The sequence below is a fragment of the Microbispora sp. GKU 823 genome (assembly GCF_002027145.1).
GTDB classification, from domain to species: Bacteria; Actinomycetota; Actinomycetes; order Streptosporangiales; family Streptosporangiaceae; genus Microbispora; species Microbispora siamensis.
Map to the genome: position 1 here is coordinate 137,864 of NZ_MWJN01000004.1, position 16,594 is coordinate 154,457.

Below are 16,594 nucleotides of genomic sequence, written 5' to 3' on the forward strand. Positions count from 1 at the left end.
GGGCAGGGGCCGGGCACCGCGCGGCGGGTCAGCGGAGCGAGGAGCGGCGCCGCGAGGACAGGCGCAGTGACGCCTGGCGCAGTGACGACAGCCGCAGTGAGGACGTGCGCAGTGAGGACGGGCGCGGCGACGACAGCCGCGGCGAGGGGCGGCCCAGCAGGCCGGCGGCGGTGATGCCGGCGGCGAGGCAGGCGAGCGGCACCGCGGGCAGCAGGTAGCGGTAGTCGAACTCGGCCGTCGCCGCCGGGGCCAGGATCAGCCCCACCGCTCCCAGCCAGGGCAGCAGCCCGGGTCCGCCGAGGTCGCGCCAGCGCCGCGCCACGCCGTACAGGCCGAACAGCAGCAGCAGGCCCAGCACGAGGCCCGGCAGCCGTACGACCTTCTGGTAGCCGATCATGATGTCCGACCACGGCGAGACCACGTGCGTGGCGGCCGGGCCGTTCTCGTACGCCTCGGCGTCCTTGTCCGTGGTGCTGTGGTAGGAGCTCCACTTGGGCAGCTTGCGGGTGTACTCGTTGTCGAACTCGTACTGCAGGAAGGTCTTGGCGTCCGGGAACCGCGGGCGGCCCCACTGGAAGGCGCGGAAGAAGTCCTTGGCCACCGCGGCGAGGTAGTCGCCCGGCTGGGACAGGATCGCCCTCTTCGCGAACGCGCTCGCGTTCGCGTTGATCTCCGGGGTGAACTTCATGCCCGAGCCGAAGACGTGGAGCTGGTTCTGGTCGTCCCACCACAGGTACGCCTGCGCGGACAGGCCGCGGTCCTTGGGCGGGACGTTGATGCACAGCAGCGCCAGCTCCAGCTCGCGGCGCTCGTCGATGTTCATCTTGTGGCAGTCGGCGAACAGCGACGTCCTCATGTAGAGGATCACCCCGTCGCTGTTGGTCATCGCGAACTGGCCGTTCACCGCCTTGAACCAGCCCATGTACGCGAGCACGGGCAGCGCGCACGCGGCGACCATGGCGGCGATCGGCTTCCAGCCCGCCCGCTTGATCACCAGGTAGGCCACGACCAGGGCGAGGATGGGCAGGCCGATGCTCCGGGTCAGCGCCGTCAGCGCGAGCAGCAGCCCGACCACGGTCCCGCCCCGCCAGGTCATCCGATCCCGCCACAGCACGAGCGTCACCACGCCCACGACGAGCAGGATGAACATGGTGTCCGACATGACCAGCTGTTCGAGCTGGATCTGGTAGGCGTCGAACATCACGGGGACGGCGGCCAGCGTCGCCCCCCAGCCTGGCATCCCAAATCTTCTGGTCAGCAGCGCGTAGATAAGGAACGCCGCCGCCAGGCCCATGAGGTGCTGGGTCAACACCACGAGCGAGAAACTGTGGAACGGCTTGAGCAGCAGCAGCCAGAAGCTGTAGCCGTCCGGGCGGATCGGGTGCGGACGCGGGCGCAGCGCCACCGACACGTAGTCGTAGGAGTCGTTGAACCACATGGCCGGGCCGAAGCCCAGCATCGTGACGATCCGCAGCACGAAGGCGACGCCGAGCGCGGCCGCGAAGACCCGGTGCCGGCGCAGCAGGGCGAGCGGACGGGCCCAGCCACCGACCGGGGCGGCGTTCACCGACGGAGGATCCGCGATCGCGACCATCAAAGTCGCGCGGATTCGACCGCCTGCTCCATCCGGCGGGTGAGTCCGCGCTTCCTCCCCTCGAGTTTCGCCGGTGCCTGCCAATGGACACCCGCGGGCGTGTGGTGAAGGAAAACCGCGCCACCCGGGCGGAGTTCCGGCACGTGACCTGCGGGCATACCGCGCACGCCGGCGTGGCCGGCGAGCTGGTAATTCTCCGGGCCGGGCTCGTCCTCTGCGTCGCCGCTCGGCCGGCGACGCGGGAGTCCCGCCGCTCCAGCGGTGGGTGGAGTCACGGTTACAGAATGCCAGCCGTTTCGCGGACTTGACTCGGACGCTACTGGGAAGCGGGCATCATTGGTGTCCTGCCGTCATATGCGAGGAGTTGCGACGTGGAACTTACCGTTGTCATGCCATGCCTCAATGAGGCCGAGACCGTTGAGATCTGTGTTCGCAAGGCACTCACCTGCATGCGTGAGAACGGAATCGACGGCGAGGTGGTCATCGCCGACAACGGCAGCACCGACGGCTCGCAACAGCTTGCCCGTGACGCGGGCGCCCGGGTTGTCCATATTGACGAGAAGGGCTACGGCAACGCCCTGATCGGCGGCATCCGTGCCGCCCGCGGCAAGTACGTCATCATGGGCGACGCCGACGACTCCTACGACTTCACCAACCTGATGCCCTTCGTCGAGCAGCTCCGGGACGGCGCCGAGCTGGTCATGGGCAACCGGTTCCGCGGTGGCATCGCCCCGGGCGCCATGCCCCCGCTCCACCGCTACCTGGGCAACCCGGTCCTGTCGTTCATCGGCCGGCTGTTCTTCCCCAGCGAGATCGGCGACTTCCACTGCGGACTGCGCGGCTTCCGCCGCGACTCGATCCTGCGGCTGGGGCTCCAGACCGGTGGCATGGAGTTCGCCTCCGAGATGGTCGTGAAGGCGACCCTCCAGGGGCTCGACGTCCGCGAGGTGCCCACCACCCTGTCGCCCGACGGCCGCTCCCGCCCGCCGCACCTGCGCTCCTGGCGGGACGGCTGGCGCCACCTGCGTTTCCTGATGCTCTACAGCCCGCGCTGGCTGTTCTTCATCCCGGGCCTGGTGCTGATGAGCCTCGGCCTCATCGCCGGGGCCGCGCTGTCGTTCGGCCCGGTCTACATCGGCAAGCTCGCCTTCGACGTCGACACACTGGTCGGCGCGTCCGCGATGGTGGTCATCGGCTTCCAGGCCGTGCTGTTCGCGTTGTTCACCAAGGTGTACGCGGCCGAGGAGGGCTTCCTCCCCGAGGACCGCCGCATCCGCAGGCTGGTGGACGTCGTCACGCTGGAGAAGGGCCTGCTCGCGGGTGGCGCCCTGGCCGTCGCCGGTCTCGTCGGCCTGGTGGCCTCGCTCGCCCACTGGGGCGGCCGCGGCTTCGGCGAGCTGATCCCGGCCGAGTCGCTGCGCCTCGTCGTGCCGTCGGCGACCGCGTTCGTCATGAGCTTCCAGACGATCTTCGCATCGCTGTTCATCAGCATCCTCGGCATCCGCCGTACGCGGGAGAACCCGGTCGACATCGCGGCGTCCGCCGCCGAGGAGGCCGCCGAGGCCGTCAGCCGCGAGTCCGTGGCCTGACGCCACCGGCGTTTTAACCCGGGGAGTCATCTCCCCGGGGCCGATAGGATTCGCACATGGCGGCTACAGGAACGACTGCATCCGGGGAGTCGGCGTTCTACGTGACGACGCCGATCTACTACGTCAACGACGCCCCGCACCTGGGCCACGCCTACACGACCGTCGCGGGCGACGTGCTCACCCGCTGGCACCGCCAGCGCGGCGAGAAGGTGTGGTACCTCACGGGCACGGACGAGCACGGTCAGAAGATCATGCGCACGGCCGAGGCGAACGGCGTGTCGCCCCAAGAGTGGTGCGACAAGCTCGTCGAGGACGCCTGGAAGCCGCTCTGGGAGCACCTCCAGATCGCCAACGACGACTTCATCCGCACCACCGAGCCGCGCCACACCGACCGCGTCCAGGAGTTCGTGCAGGACCTGTACGACAAGGGCGAGATCTACAAGGGCGGTTACGAGGGGCCCTACTGCGTCGGCTGTGAGGAGTACAAGTCGCCCGGCGATCTGCTGGAGGGCGACCTGTGCCCGATCCACAAGCGCCCGGTGGAGTGGCTGAAGGAGGAGAACTACTTCTTCAGGCTCTCGGCGTACGGCCCTCGCCTGCTGGAGTTCTACGAGCGCAACCCCGACTTCGTCCAGCCCGCCTCGGCGCGCAACGAGGTCGTGCAGTTCGTGAAGCAGGGCCTGCAGGACCTGTCGATCTCGCGGTCGACCTTCGACTGGGGAGTCCCGATCCCCTGGGACCCCAAGCACGTCATCTACGTCTGGATCGACGCGCTGCTCAACTACGCCACGGCCGTCGGCTACGGCTCCGACCAGGCGAAGTTCGACGCCACCTGGCCGGCGAACGTGCACCTGGTCGGCAAGGACATCCTCCGGTTCCACGCGATCATCTGGCCCGCCATGCTCATGGCGAACGGCCTGCCGCTGCCGGGACGCGTGTTCGCCAACGGCTGGCTCATGGTCGGCGGCGAGAAGATGAGCAAGTCCAACCTCACCGGCATCTCGCCCCGCGACCTGACGAGCCACTTCGGCGTGGACGCCTACCGCTACTACTTCCTGCGGGCGATCCCGTTCGGCCAGGACGGCTCGTTCTCCTGGGAGGACTTCTCCGCCCGCTACACCTCCGAGCTCGCCAACGACTTCGGCAACCTGGCGTCCCGGGTCGCGGCGATGATCGGCAAGTACTTCGACGGTGTCCTGCCGGAGGCCACCGACGCGGGCCCGGCCGAGCAGGCGATCGCGGACGGTCTCGCGGCGGCGGCGGCCCAGGCGGACACCATGATCGGTGACAACCTGGACTTCGCCGGCGGCATCGGCGCCATCTTCGACTTCGTCAAGCAGGTCAACGGCTACCTGAGCGACCAGGCGCCGTGGAAGGTGGCCAAGGACGACTCGCCCGAGGGCCAGGCGCGGCTCGCGACGATCCTCTACACGGCGGCCGAGTCGCTGCGCGCGATCGCGGTCCTGCTCCACCCGATCATGCCGGCCACGAGCGCGAAGCTGTGGGCGTCCCTCGGGGCGGAGCCGCACCTGGGCGCGCTCGCCGACCAGCGGGTCGCCGACGTCGCCACCTGGGGCAAGCTGCCCGCCGGGGCGCAGGTCGTCAAGGGCGAGATCCTCTTCCCGCGGCTGGAGAACGCCTGACCATGTCGCGTGAGCGTCCCGCGCCGCCCGAGGCGCTGCCGGCGGAGGTGTTCGACAGCCACTGCCACCTGGACATCATGGTCGGCAACCGGCAGGCGTCCTCGGGCGATCCGGTCGCGCTGGCGGCCCAGGCGGCCGGGGCGAGCGTCGAGTCGATCCTCGCCGAGGCGAAGTCGGTCGGCGTGACGCGCCTGGTGACGGTCGGATACGACCTGCCGTCCTCGCGGTGGAACGCCGAGGTGGCCGGCGAGCACCGGGACGTCTACGCGGCCGTGGCCATCCACCCGAACGAGGCGCACGCCTCCACGCCCGAGGTCCTCGCCGAGATCGAGGACCTCGCGCGGCGGCCGCACGTGCGGGCGGTGGGGGAGACCGGACTCGACTACTTCCGCGACTGGGCGTCGAAGGACGACCAGCACGCCAGCTTCCGTGCGCACATCGAGATCGCCAAGCGGACCGGCAAGGCCCTGGTCATCCACGACCGCGATGCGCACGACGACGTGCTCGCCGTGCTCGCCGACCAGGGCGCCCCCGACGTGGTGGTCTTCCACAGCTTCTCGGGCGACGCCGAGATGGCCAAGCGGTGTGCGGACGCCGGTTACTTCATGTCGTTCTCCGGCCCGGTGACGTACAAGAACGCCGGGTATCTGCGCGAGGCGGCGGCGGTGGCGCCGCCCGAGCTGATGCTGGTCGAGACCGACGCGCCCTACCTGCCGCCGACGCCGCACCGGGGCAAGCCCAACGCGCCCTACCTGATCCCGCTCACGCTCCGCTGCCTCGCGGAGGTCAAGGGCATGGACGTCACCGACCTCGCCGCCCGGATCTCGGCCAACGGCGAGACCGTCTTCGGCGCCTGGTAGAGCGGGAGACACTGGAGGCATGAGTCTGCTCGGGCCGGTCGAAGTGCGTGCGCTCGCGGAGAAGCTGAACATCCGGCCGACGAAGAAGCTGGGGCAGAACTTCGTGATCGACGGCGGCACCGTCCGCCGGATCGTCCGGCTCGCCGAGGTCGCACCGCACGACGTGGCGATCGAGGTCGGGCCGGGGCTCGGCTCGCTCACCCTCGCCCTGCTCCCGGAGGTCGCCGAGGTCGTCGCCGTGGAGATCGACCCGGTGCTGGCGGAGCAGTTGCCGCTGACGGTCGCGGAGCGGGCTCCCGAGGTGGCCGGCCGGCTGACCGTGGTGCGCGCCGACGCGCTCAAGGTCGGGCCCGCCGAGCTCGGGACCGAGCCGACCGCGCTGGTGGCCAACCTGCCGTACAACGTGTCCGTGCCGGTCGTGCTGCACCTGCTGGAGGTGCTGCCGTCGCTGCGGCGCGGGCTGGTGATGGTGCAGTCGGAGGTCGCCGACCGGCTCGCTGCAGCGCCGGGCTCGCGCATCTACGGCGTTCCCTCGGTGAAGGCCGCCTGGTATGCCGACGTGCGCCGGGTCGGTCCGGTCGGGCGCAACGTCTTCTGGCCCGCGCCGAACGTCGACTCCGGCCTGGTCTCGCTCGTGCGGCGGGAGCCGCCGGCGACGACGGCGACCCGCGAGGAGGTGTTCGCCGCCGTCGACGCGGCCTTCGCCCAGCGCCGCAAGACGCTGCGCGCCGCGCTCGCCTCCTGGGCCGGCACGCCGGCCGCCGCCGAGAAGGCCCTGCTCGGTGCCGGGATCGACCCCTCGGCGCGGGGGGGAGCAGCTGAGGATCGAGGACTTCGCCCGCATCGCCGAACAGCGGGCCGCGGCGGCGACGCGCTAGGTCTGGTCAGATCGGCCGGCGGCCGAGGTAGGCCGGCAGCACGGCCACATCGTCGGCGGCGGCGCCGGTCGGGTTAGACACACCTGACCTAATTGGATCATTACGGACATGCATCGGCTCTTGCGGCCGATCTGGGAGCACGACGACGATCTCCGGTACTTGTGGCACTTTTCTCCGGAGGACTCATGCCCCTCACGCGTTCCGCCGTCCTTGCCGCCGGTCTGGCCGGCGCTCTCGCCGCCGCGGTCGCAGGCGTCGCCGCCCCGCCCGCGACCGCGCAGGCCGGTGCCTACGCCGACACGGCGACGGCGACCGTGTTCGCCCCCAACCCCGTGCAGCAGCTCGGCCTGCAGGATCTCGCCGACGCCAAGGACGCCGACCTGCCCGAGTTCGGGCCCGCGTACACGAAGGTCACGCTGACCGACCTCGACGGCTCCGGCACGCTCACCGGCCGGTACGTCCGGGTGAAGAGCTCGACCGGCGCCGCCGCCAAGGCCGTGGGCGGCGCCTTCCCGGCCTACCACCGTGACGTGGACCAGTTCGAGCAGGTCATGGGCTATCACTGGGTGACCACCGCCCAGCACTACATCCAGTCGCTCGGCTTCGGCAGCACGCTGCGGCCGGTGAACCAGCGGCAGATCGAGTTGCGCATCAACCAGTACGGCGGCGACAACTCCTTCTTCCGCGATGACAAGGCCAACATCTCTCTCGGCAAGGGCGGCGTCGACGACGGCGAGGACGCCGAGGTGATCGTCCACGAGTACGGCCACAGCGTCCAGGACGGACAGGTGCCCGGGTTCGGCACCACCCTGGAGTCCGGCGCGATCGGCGAGGCCTTCGGCGACTACCTGGCCGTGGCCGTGAGCAGCTGGGCGACCGGGGTTCCGGCCAGGACCGACGAGGCGTGCGTCGCCGACTGGGACTCGGTGAGCTACACGTCCGCTCCGCACTGCCTGCGCCGCCTGGACGGGACCAAGCACTACCCCGAGGACGTCAGGGGCGAGGTCCACGCCGACGGCGAGATCTGGTCCCGCGCCCTGTGGGACATCCGCCGTGCGCTCGGCGACCGCAAGGCGAGCACGCTGATCATCGAGGCGCAGTTCGACTTCGCTCCCGACACCACGTTCAAGGCGGCGGCCGAGGCGACCGTCGCCGCGGCCCGGCGTCTGTACGGTACAAGCGCGGCGAGCGCCGCCACCAAGGCGTTCGCCGACCGCGGCATCCTCTGAGCGCCGTGCCCCGCCCGGCCGGACACTTCGGGCGGGGGCGCACCCCCGGGCACGCTCTCGCCCGGGGGTGCGGGGCGCTCTGACGGAGCAACTTTGACGTGATCAACAGCCGTCCCGTTCCATCGGATTAGTGTGATTTAGGTCACATTGAGCCTCTGAATGGATCAGTGACGCTCGGTGACGTGTCTGCGACGGCGGCATCTGTGATCAGCGAAAACGTGATGGTGCTCAGAGGGATTCGGGCGGCGACGAAGGTCGCGATCTTGACCGGCTGATCAGACTGAAACGACTTAAGGCGGTCACAAGACGCAAATCCTTAGATAGCTTCTTACTCGTCCTTTACTGACGGATGGGGCGCAAGTGGCGCCCGACGATCAGACCAGGGAGTAGTAAGTTGAAGCGCACCCTCACCCTCGGCGGCATCGCGGTCGGCATGCTGGCCGCCGCCGCTGTCGCCACCCCCGCCGCGCAGGCCGCCTCCGACGTCGCCCCGCCGGTGAACCTGGCCAACACGAACTTCGCCGCCAAGCAGGTGGCGGCGTTCTGGTACGGCCAGAACAAGGCCAACCTCGTCAACGCGACGCCGTACAACGTCGAGACCACGCTGCCCACCAAGCACGTCTCGACCGGTGGCGCCTCCGCGGACAGCAAGGCCGGCGTCGTCGGCTCCAGCGGTGACAAGAAGGCCACCAGCGGCACGTCGAAGAACGTCAACCTGCCGAAGACCACCGGCAAGGTGTTCTTCATCGGCGCCGACAAGAAGCCGCACTGGTGCTCGGCCACCGCGGTGCAGAGCCAGTACAAGAACCTGGTGGCGACCGCCGGTCACTGCGTCTACGACACGGTGAGCAACAAGGACACCCTCGACAAGTGGGTGTTCATCCCGGGTTACTACCAGGGCAAGACCCCGTGGGGCATCTACGTCGGCAAGACCGCGTACACCCACTACGACTACGACGTCTACGAGGACGGCGACCGCGACTACGCGTTCGTCACCGTGTACAACGGTGTCCTGCCCACCAGCGTCTCGACCGACAAGGTCAAGAACTGGGTGGACAACCGCACGTTCGAGACCAAGGCGGAGGCCGAGAAGGCCCAGAAGGAGCTGGAGCTCAAGAGCACCGGCTTCGCGGGCAAGATCGTGCCGGTGGTGGACTACACCAAGCGGGTCCCCCTCCGCACGCCTGACTCGGTGAAGGCGCCCGTCACCCGCGGCCAGATCACGAAGACGCCCGCCGACGTGGCGACCCTGGAGAACCAGGCCAAGGAGCACGGCACCTCCACCTACGAGGACAAGACCTGGGGCACCGAGGTCACCCGGGTCTCCAAGGAGGAGTTCGGCAACGGCGGCTGGACGCCCGACGGCAAGGCCTTCTACTTCGCCAAGGACAACGGCTGGTACAAGGCGACCTACTGGGGCAACTTCGACGTCGACTACAAGCTGCGTGGCAAGCTGGTCGACATCGCCCTCAAGGACGTCGGCACCCTCGGCAGCAACGTCGGTGGTCAGGGCCTGGCCTACAACCAGAAGATCGGCACGTCCGTCTTCGTGTTCGGTTACCCGAGCGGGTCGCACCCGGACGGCAGCTACGCCTTCACCGGCAAGACCCTCAAGTGGAGCTACGGCAAGACCTTCAAGGCGGCCGCGCCGTCCATGAAGGCCGAGGAGCTGGTGGGCATCAAGTCCTCCTTCACCGGTGAGGGCTCGATCGGTTCCTCGTGGCTGTACCGCTACAGCAGCACCAAGCGTCTTGGTTACCTGAACGGTGTGACCATCGCGGTCTCCGACACCGACGGCAACAAGCGCATCGACACCAGCGTCTCCCCGTACTTCGACGGTGAGACCCTGGCCGTCTACCAGTACGCCGCGAAGTTCGCTTCCGGCAAGATCGTCTGAGACTAGCTCTCCGACGGTCTGACTGGACCACAGGAAAGGGCCCGGCCTCCAGCCGGGCCCTTTTCGCATACGCGGGCACGGCTGATCAGCGGAAACTCGCGAGATGTTCCGAGGGGCGTGTGACGCTAAGCTCGGATCTCATGGTCAGGCACAGACGACGTGGCCCCGCCCGTCGCCCGAAACCAGGACGACACGCACCAGGACGACACGCACCAGGACACACGCGAGGACGGCACGAGCCGGTGAACGGGCGATGAGCGCGATCACGGTGCGCGTGCCGGCGAAGGTCAACCTTCAGCTCGCGGTCGGCCCGCTGCGCGAGGACGGCTACCACGACCTGGTGAACGTCTTCCACGCGGTCTCGCTGTTCGACGAGGTCACCGCCGCCGAGCCCGCCGACGGGGACCTCTCCGCCGCCCCGCTCAGGGTCAGGGTCGAGGGGGACCACACCGGAGAGGTTCCGGTGAGCGACGACAACCTCGCCGTCCGGGCCGCCAGGGCGCTGGCCGACCGGGCGGGCCGTTCCTACCGGGCCGACCTGCTGATCCGCAAGTCGATCCCCGTGGCCGGAGGCATGGCCGGGGGGAGCGCCGACGCCGCCGCGGCCCTCGTGGCCTGCAACGAGCTGTGGGGCCTCGGCCTGCCGGTCGAGGACCTGATGGAAATCGCCGCCGACATCGGCAGCGACGTGCCGTTCGCGCTGCTCGGCGGCACCGCCGTGGGCACCGGACGCGGCGAGCGGCTCGCCCCGCTGGAGACCGCCGGGATCTTCCACTGGGTCTTCGCGCTCGCCGACGGCGGCCTGTCCACCCCCAGGGTGTACGGCGAGTGCGACCGGCTGCGCGAGGAGGCGGGGGTGGCGGCGCCCACGCCCGCGGTGAGCGAGGCACTGCTCGCCGCCCTGCGCGAGGGCGACGCGAAGGCGCTCGGGCAGGCGTTGTCCAACGACCTCCAGCCCGCCGCGCTGGCGCTGCGTCCCTCGCTCGCGGACACGCTCGCCGCGGGTCGTGCGCACGGGGCGCTCGGCGCGCTCGTCTCCGGCTCCGGCCCGACCTGCGCGTTCCTCGCCGAGTCGGCCGAGCGGGCGCACGAGCTGGCCGGCCTGATCAAGGACGTGGACGGCTGCCGGGCCGTCGTCACCGCCCACGGGCCCGTCCCCGGGGCCACCGTGGCCGGATAAGCTTTACGGGCGATGAATCTGGTCAATCTGGAGTCCGTCTCCCACGCCTTCGGGCCCAAGCCCCTGCTCGCCGACGTCTCTCTCGGGCTGGAGCAGGGCGACCGGATCGGCGTCGTCGGCCGCAACGGCGGTGGCAAGACCACGCTGATTTCGATCATCGCCGGAACGCTCAAGCCCGACAGCGGCCGGGTGACCCACACCCGCGGGCTGCGGGTCGGCACGCTCTCCCAGCGTGACCAGTTCGACCCGGACGCCGCCGTGAAGGACATCGTCCTGGCCGGCCGGGCCGAGCACGAGTGGGCCGGCGACGCCGCGATCAGGGAGATCCTCGCCAACCTGCTCGCCGACATCGACCTCGCGGCTCCCGCGGGCGCGCTGTCGGGCGGTGAGCGGCGCCGTACGGCCCTGGCGCGGCTGCTGGTCGAGGAGCACGACCTGCTGATCCTCGACGAGCCCACCAACCACCTCGACATCGAGGCCATCGCCTGGCTCGCCGGGCATCTCGTCCAGCGCAAGTCCGCGCTGCTCGTCGTCACCCACGACCGGTGGTTCCTCGACGCGGTCTCCACCCGCACGTGGGAGGTCGTGGACGGCTCCGTCGAGCGATACGAGGGCGGTTACGCGGCGTACGTGCTGGCCAAGGCGGAGCGGGCGCGGATCGCGCAGGCCGCGGAGGAGCGCCGGCAGAACCTCATGCGCAAGGAGATCGCGTGGCTGCGGCGCGGACCGCCGGCCCGGACTTCCAAGCCCAAGTTCCGGATCAACGCGGCCGAGGCGCTGATCGCGAACGAGCCGCCGCCGCGGGAGACCGTCGAGCTGCTGAACTTCGCCTCGGCACGGCTCGGCAAGACCGTCGCGGACTTGGAGGACGTGACGCTCCACGCCGGCGGCCCGGGGGCAGGTCCGCTGGTGCTCGACCACTGCACGTACCAGTTCGGCCCGGGGGACCGGATCGGCCTGATCGGCGTGAACGGCTCGGGCAAGTCGTCGGTGCTGCGCCTGCTGTCCGGCACGGTCGAGCCCGACTCCGGCCGGGTCGTACGCGGCAAGACGGTGCGGCTCGCGCACCTGTCCCAGGAGCTCGCCGAGCTGGACCCCACGCGGCGGGTGCTGGAGACGGTCGAGGAGATCCGCAAGTACGTCCAGGTGGGCAAGAAGGAGTGGTCGGCCTCCCAGCTGCTCGAACGCCTCGGCTTCCGGGGCGAGGCCCAGTGGAAGGTCGTCGGCGACCTGTCGGGCGGCGAGCGGCGGCGACTGCAGCTCCTCCGGCTGATCATGGACGAGCCGAACGTGCTGCTGCTCGACGAGCCGACCAACGACCTCGACATCGAGACGCTCACCGAGTTGGAGGACCTCCTCGACGCCTGGCCGGGCACGCTCGTGGTGGTCAGCCACGACCGGTACTTCCTGGAGAGGGTGGCCGACCGCTGCGTCGCGCTCCTGGGGGACGGCAGGCTGTCGATGCTTCCCGGCGGCGTGGACGAATACCTGGAACGCCGCGCGTCGGGCGCCGCGTTGTCGGCCCGCGCGGCCTCCGCCGCAGGCGCTCCCGAGGGGGCCGTCCAGGACGACCGGCCGGCGCCTGCGGCCGGGCCGTCCGCCAAGGAACTGCGGGAGCTGCAGAAGGAGCTCAACCGGCTGGAACGGCAGATCGACAAGTTCGGCGAGCGCGAGGTGAAGCTGCACGCCGAGATGGCCGAGGCGGCGAGCGACTTCGAGCGCCTTGCCAAGCTCGACGCCGAGCTCCGCGAGATCGCCGCGCAGAAGGAGGCGGCCGAGCTCGAATGGATGACGGTGGCGGAGCGCCTCGAAGGGCAGTAGGGCGTCGCCGCGGTCGCCGATGCGCGGAGAAACGGAAAGGGGCCCGGCGTGATGCCGGGCCCCTTCGCGTACGCGGTGGCGGATCAGACGATCTTGCCGGACCAGTTGTTGGCGGCGACCTTGTACACGCCGTAGGTCTCGCCGTCGAAGTACGGGGAGACGCTGGTGTCGTAGCGCTGGTTGCCGTCGCGGTCGGCGACGCCGATGGTCACGCCGTTCAGGTAGCCGAGCCGCTTCTTGTTGCTGTAGCGGTACAGCCACGCCGAGCCGAGCGCGCCCTCACCGGTGAACGACGACTTGATCCCCACGAGCTCCTGGGCGTTGATGGTGGGGGAGCTGGCCTTGAACGTCTTGCCGTACGACCACTTGAGGGTGTTGCCGGAGAAGGCGTGGTTGCCGTCCGGGTGCGACCCGCTCGGGTAGCCGAACACGAAGGTTCCGCTGCCGATCTTCTGGTTGTAGGCCAGGCCCTGGCCGCCGACGTTGGAGCCGAGGGTGCCGACGTCCTTGAGGCCGATCGACAGGGTCCGGCCGGTCAGGCGGTAGTCGACGTCGTAGTTGATCCAGTAGGTGCGGACGACGAACTTGTCGCCCTTCTTGAGGTAGAAGGCCTTGCCGTCGGCCGACTCCTTGCCCTCGACCCAGCCGTCGGGCTTGGAGGTGTACTCCTTGTCCGTGACGCCGGTGCCCTCCTTGAAGGGCCCGTTCGCGGGAGTGCCCTCGGGGTTGAGCTTCTTCCACTCGTCCCGCTTGACGTAGACCTTCTCCGACTCGCGGGTGCCCTCCTTGACCACGTGGTCGGTGTCGAGGACGGGCCGGATACGCAGGTGGGAGTAGGCGCTGTCCTTGTCGAGCCTGGCCTTGGCCCGCCTCGCCTCACGGGAGGTCTCGTACGTCTGGGCGTAGCTCTTGCTGGAGCCGCCGGTGGGCAGGACGCCGTTGTAGACCGTGACGAACGCGTAGTCGCGGTCGCCGTCCTCGTAGACGTCGTAGTCGTAGTGGGTGTACGCGGTCTTACCCACGTAGATGCCCCACGGGGTCTTGCCCTGGTAGTAGCCGGGGACGAAGACCCACTTGTCGAGGGTCGCCTTGTTGCTCTTGGTGTCGTACACGCAATGGCCGGCGGTCGCCACCAGGTTCTTGTAGTGCGACTGGACCGCGGTCGCGGTGCACCAGTGGGGCCTGTGGTCGGCGCCGATGAAGAACACCTTGCCCGTGGTGCGGGGCAGGTTGACGTTCTTCGTGCTGGTGGTCGCCTTCTTGTCGCCGCTGGACCCGACGACGCCGGGCTTGCTGTCCGCGGACGCCCCGCCGGTCGACACGTGCTTGGCCGAGACTCGCGTCTCCACGTTGTACGGCCTGGCGTTGCGGAGGTTGGCCATGCGCTCGCCGAACCAGAAGGCGGCGACCTGCTTGGCGGCGAAGTTGGAGCCGGCCAGGGTGTCGTGCGGTACGGAGTCCGCGTGTGCGGGGGTTGCGACGACCGCGGAGGCCAGCAGGCCGACCGCGATGCCGCCGAGGGTGAGGGTGCGCTTCAAGGGGTGTTCTCCTCGATCTGTCGGGGGCACAAAATGCGCCCACTCGTCAGTAAAGGGACGGTAAGAAAGCTATCGGAGGAGTCAGGCGGAAAGTAGCGCCGAGAATCGCTCCGCATACGCACCCGCGATGATCAGGGCCGAATCCGATCCTGAATGTTTGCTGTGTTTCCGCTGATGAGATGCTGATTTCAAGATGCCGTGATCACGGGAAGTCACTGATCGTTCAGGCGAGGAATGTGATGTAAATCACAATCGTGAGATGGAACCGCGCGCCGATGTGATCACGTCTGATTCTGTCCGCGAGACGACCCGGCGGGGGGCAAAGCGTAAGGCGAGCCCGCCGGGTGACGTGGGAGGACACCGGAGAGCCGGGAAACGAGAGAAGGGCCCGGCAGACCGCCGGGCCCTTCTCATGAGGTCGAGCGCTTAGACGATCTTGCCGGACGCGGCGGCCGCGGCGACCTTGTAGACGCCCAGGGTCTCGCCGTCGAAGTACGGCGAGATGCTGGTGTCGTACCGGTCGTTGCCGTCGGTGTCCGAGACGCCGATGGTCACGCCGTTGAGGTAGCCGAACCGCTTGCTGTTGTCGTACTTGTACAGCCAGCCGGAGCCGAGCGCGCCCTCACCGGTGAAGGAGGACTTGATGCCCTGAAGCGCCTCGCCCTTGATGGACGGCGCCGCGGCGGGGAAGGTCTTGCCGTAGCTGTACTTGAGGGTCTTGCCGGTGAAGGCGTAGTTGCCGTCCGGGTGCGACCCGCTCGGGTAACCGAACACGTAGGTCGGCTGGCCGACCTTCTGGTTGTACGCGAGGCCCTGGCCGGGGACGTTGTCGCCGAGGCGGCCGACGTCCTTCAGCGTGATGTCCACGATCTTGCCGACCAGCTTGTAGTCCAGGTCGTACTTCGCCCAGAAGTTGACCTTGTAGTAGCCGTGGTCGTAGATGAAGTAGACGCTCTTCCCGTCCTCGGAGACGCGGAACACGAGGTCGCCGAGCTTCACCTCGTCCTTGGCCGAGTCGTACTCGGTGAGCGAGACGCGGGTGACCTTGATCCCGGTGCCGGGCGCGGTCTTGAAGTCGGTCGTCTCCCCGCGGCCCTTGTTGAGGATCTCCACCGCGTCCTTGGTCGCGGGGGCCTTGTTCTCAGCCGTCAGAGCCGGCGCCTGGAGGTTCTGCCAGTGCGCCCAGGTGCAGACGTCGATCCACGTCTGCTGGTATTCCTTGTTCTTCTTGTCCCTGACGACCGTCTCGGGCTTGGACACGAACGGCACGATCTTGCCGGCCCAGCCCGTCTCCTTGGTCTCGACGTCCTTCTGCGCCTTCTCGGCCTCGGCCAGGGTCTTGAAGACCCGCTTGTCGACCCAGTTCTTGACGCTGTCGGTCTTCACGTCGGTGACCTGGACGCCGTTGTAGACGGCCACGAACGCGTAGTCGAAGTCGCCGTCGGCGTAGACCTCGTAGTCGAAGTGGGTGAAGGCCGTCTTGCCGACGTAGATGCCCCACGGGGTCTTGCCCTGGTAGTAGCCGGGGACGAAGACCCACTTGCTCATCGTGTCCTTCTCCTTCACTGTGCTGAAGACACAGTGACCGGCAGTGGCCACGAGGTTCTTGTGCCCGCTCTGAATGGCGGTGGCGGAGCACCAGTGCGGCTTGTTGTCGGCGCCGACGAAGAAGACCTTGCCGGAGGACCGGGGCAGGTTGACGTTCTTCGAGGTGCCAGTGGGCTTCTGGTCGCCGCTGGACCCGACGACGCCCGGCTTGTAGGAGGCGGGCTCCTTGGGCAGGTGGGCGATGACCTTGGAGGAGACCTTGGTCTCGACGTTGTACGGCGTGGCGTTGATCAGGTTGGCCATCTTCTGGCCGTACCAGAACGCCGCCACCTGCTTGGCGGCGAAGTTGGTCTCGGCCAGGGGCTTGGCCGGAACCGTCTCCGCCTGGGCGGGGGAGGCGACGACGGCGGAAGCCAGCAGGCCGGCCGCCACGCCGCCAAGAGCGAGGGTGCGCTTCACTTTTTCTCCCAGGTCTGGCGTGGGGCGTGACTTTTGCCCCATGCGTCAGTAAAGGATGAGAATAAAGTTATCGGAGGAGATCATGGGGCGTAAGGGCTGTTACTGGAGCGATGCCTGACAGCCGCTCCGCGATATAGGAAAAGGGCCCGGCTGGAGGCCGGGCCCTTTCCTGTGGTCCAGTCAGACCGTCGGGAGAGTTAGTCTCAGACGATCTTGCCGGAAGCGAACTTCGCGGCGTACTGGTAGACGGCCAGGGTCTCACCGTCGAAGTACGGGGAGACGCTGGTGTCGATGCGCTTGTTGCCGTCGGTGTCGGAGACCGCGATGGTCACACCGTTCAGGTAACCGAGACGCTTGG

10 protein-coding genes and 1 pseudogene are annotated in these 16,594 nt (G+C 68.7%); 8 read left to right on the forward strand and 3 right to left on the reverse strand.

Features of this window, described 5'->3' with window-relative positions:
• Window positions 1–28: 28 nt before the first annotated feature.
• A complete protein-coding gene (locus B1L11_RS04160) occupies window positions 29–1,567 on the reverse strand; it encodes a hypothetical protein (RefSeq protein WP_256862204.1) in 1,539 nt (512 codons plus the stop codon).
• 398 nt (window positions 1,568–1,965) lie between these two features.
• Here B1L11_RS04160 and B1L11_RS04165 point away from each other — a divergent pair, with 398 nt between their 5' ends.
• From B1L11_RS04165 to B1L11_RS04200, 8 genes and pseudogenes are all read left to right on the forward strand, one after another.
• Entirely contained in the window at window positions 1,966–3,183 is a 1,218-nt protein-coding gene (locus B1L11_RS04165; protein ID WP_218670890.1) for a glycosyltransferase family 2 protein, read from the forward strand.
• A 56-nt stretch (window positions 3,184–3,239) separates the two neighbouring features.
• Complete coding sequence (metG, locus tag B1L11_RS04170; RefSeq protein ID WP_079313245.1) at window positions 3,240–4,826, forward strand: methionine--tRNA ligase; 1,587 nt, start codon at window positions 3,240–3,242, stop codon at window positions 4,824–4,826.
• A gap of 2 nt (window positions 4,827–4,828) precedes the next feature.
• Entirely contained in the window at window positions 4,829–5,686 is an 858-nt protein-coding gene (locus B1L11_RS04175; RefSeq protein ID WP_079313246.1) for a TatD family hydrolase, read from the forward strand.
• A gap of 19 nt (window positions 5,687–5,705) precedes the next feature.
• A pseudogene (rsmA, locus tag B1L11_RS04180) lies at window positions 5,706–6,564 on the forward strand (16S rRNA (adenine(1518)-N(6)/adenine(1519)-N(6))-dimethyltransferase RsmA).
• Between the two features lie 185 nt (window positions 6,565–6,749).
• Window positions 6,750–7,793 carry a M4 family metallopeptidase gene (locus tag B1L11_RS04185; RefSeq protein WP_079313247.1) on the forward strand — a complete coding sequence of 348 codons (1,044 nt, stop codon included), beginning with the start codon at window positions 6,750–6,752 and terminating at the stop codon, window positions 7,791–7,793.
• A 394-nt stretch (window positions 7,794–8,187) separates the two neighbouring features.
• Window positions 8,188–9,690, forward strand: a complete 1,503-nt coding sequence (locus tag B1L11_RS49705; protein ID WP_256862205.1) for a serine protease — start codon at window positions 8,188–8,190, stop codon at window positions 9,688–9,690.
• Window positions 9,691–9,943: 253 nt separating this feature from the next.
• Complete coding sequence (locus tag B1L11_RS04195) at window positions 9,944–10,870, forward strand: 4-(cytidine 5'-diphospho)-2-C-methyl-D-erythritol kinase (protein ID WP_079313248.1); 927 nt, start codon at window positions 9,944–9,946, stop codon at window positions 10,868–10,870.
• A 12-nt stretch (window positions 10,871–10,882) separates the two neighbouring features.
• A complete protein-coding gene (locus B1L11_RS04200; RefSeq protein WP_079313249.1) occupies window positions 10,883–12,691 on the forward strand; it encodes an ABC-F family ATP-binding cassette domain-containing protein in 1,809 nt (602 codons plus the stop codon).
• Window positions 12,692–12,774: 83 nt separating this feature from the next.
• On the opposite strand, the gene B1L11_RS49710 is transcribed toward B1L11_RS04200, so the two are convergent.
• Entirely contained in the window at window positions 12,775–14,229 is a 1,455-nt protein-coding gene (locus B1L11_RS49710) for a serine protease (RefSeq protein ID WP_256862206.1), read from the reverse strand.
• Window positions 14,230–14,655: 426 nt separating this feature from the next.
• Complete coding sequence (locus B1L11_RS49715; RefSeq protein ID WP_256862207.1) at window positions 14,656–16,236, reverse strand: serine protease; 1,581 nt, start codon at window positions 16,234–16,236, stop codon at window positions 14,656–14,658.
• Between the last annotated feature and the right edge of the window lie 358 nt (window positions 16,237–16,594).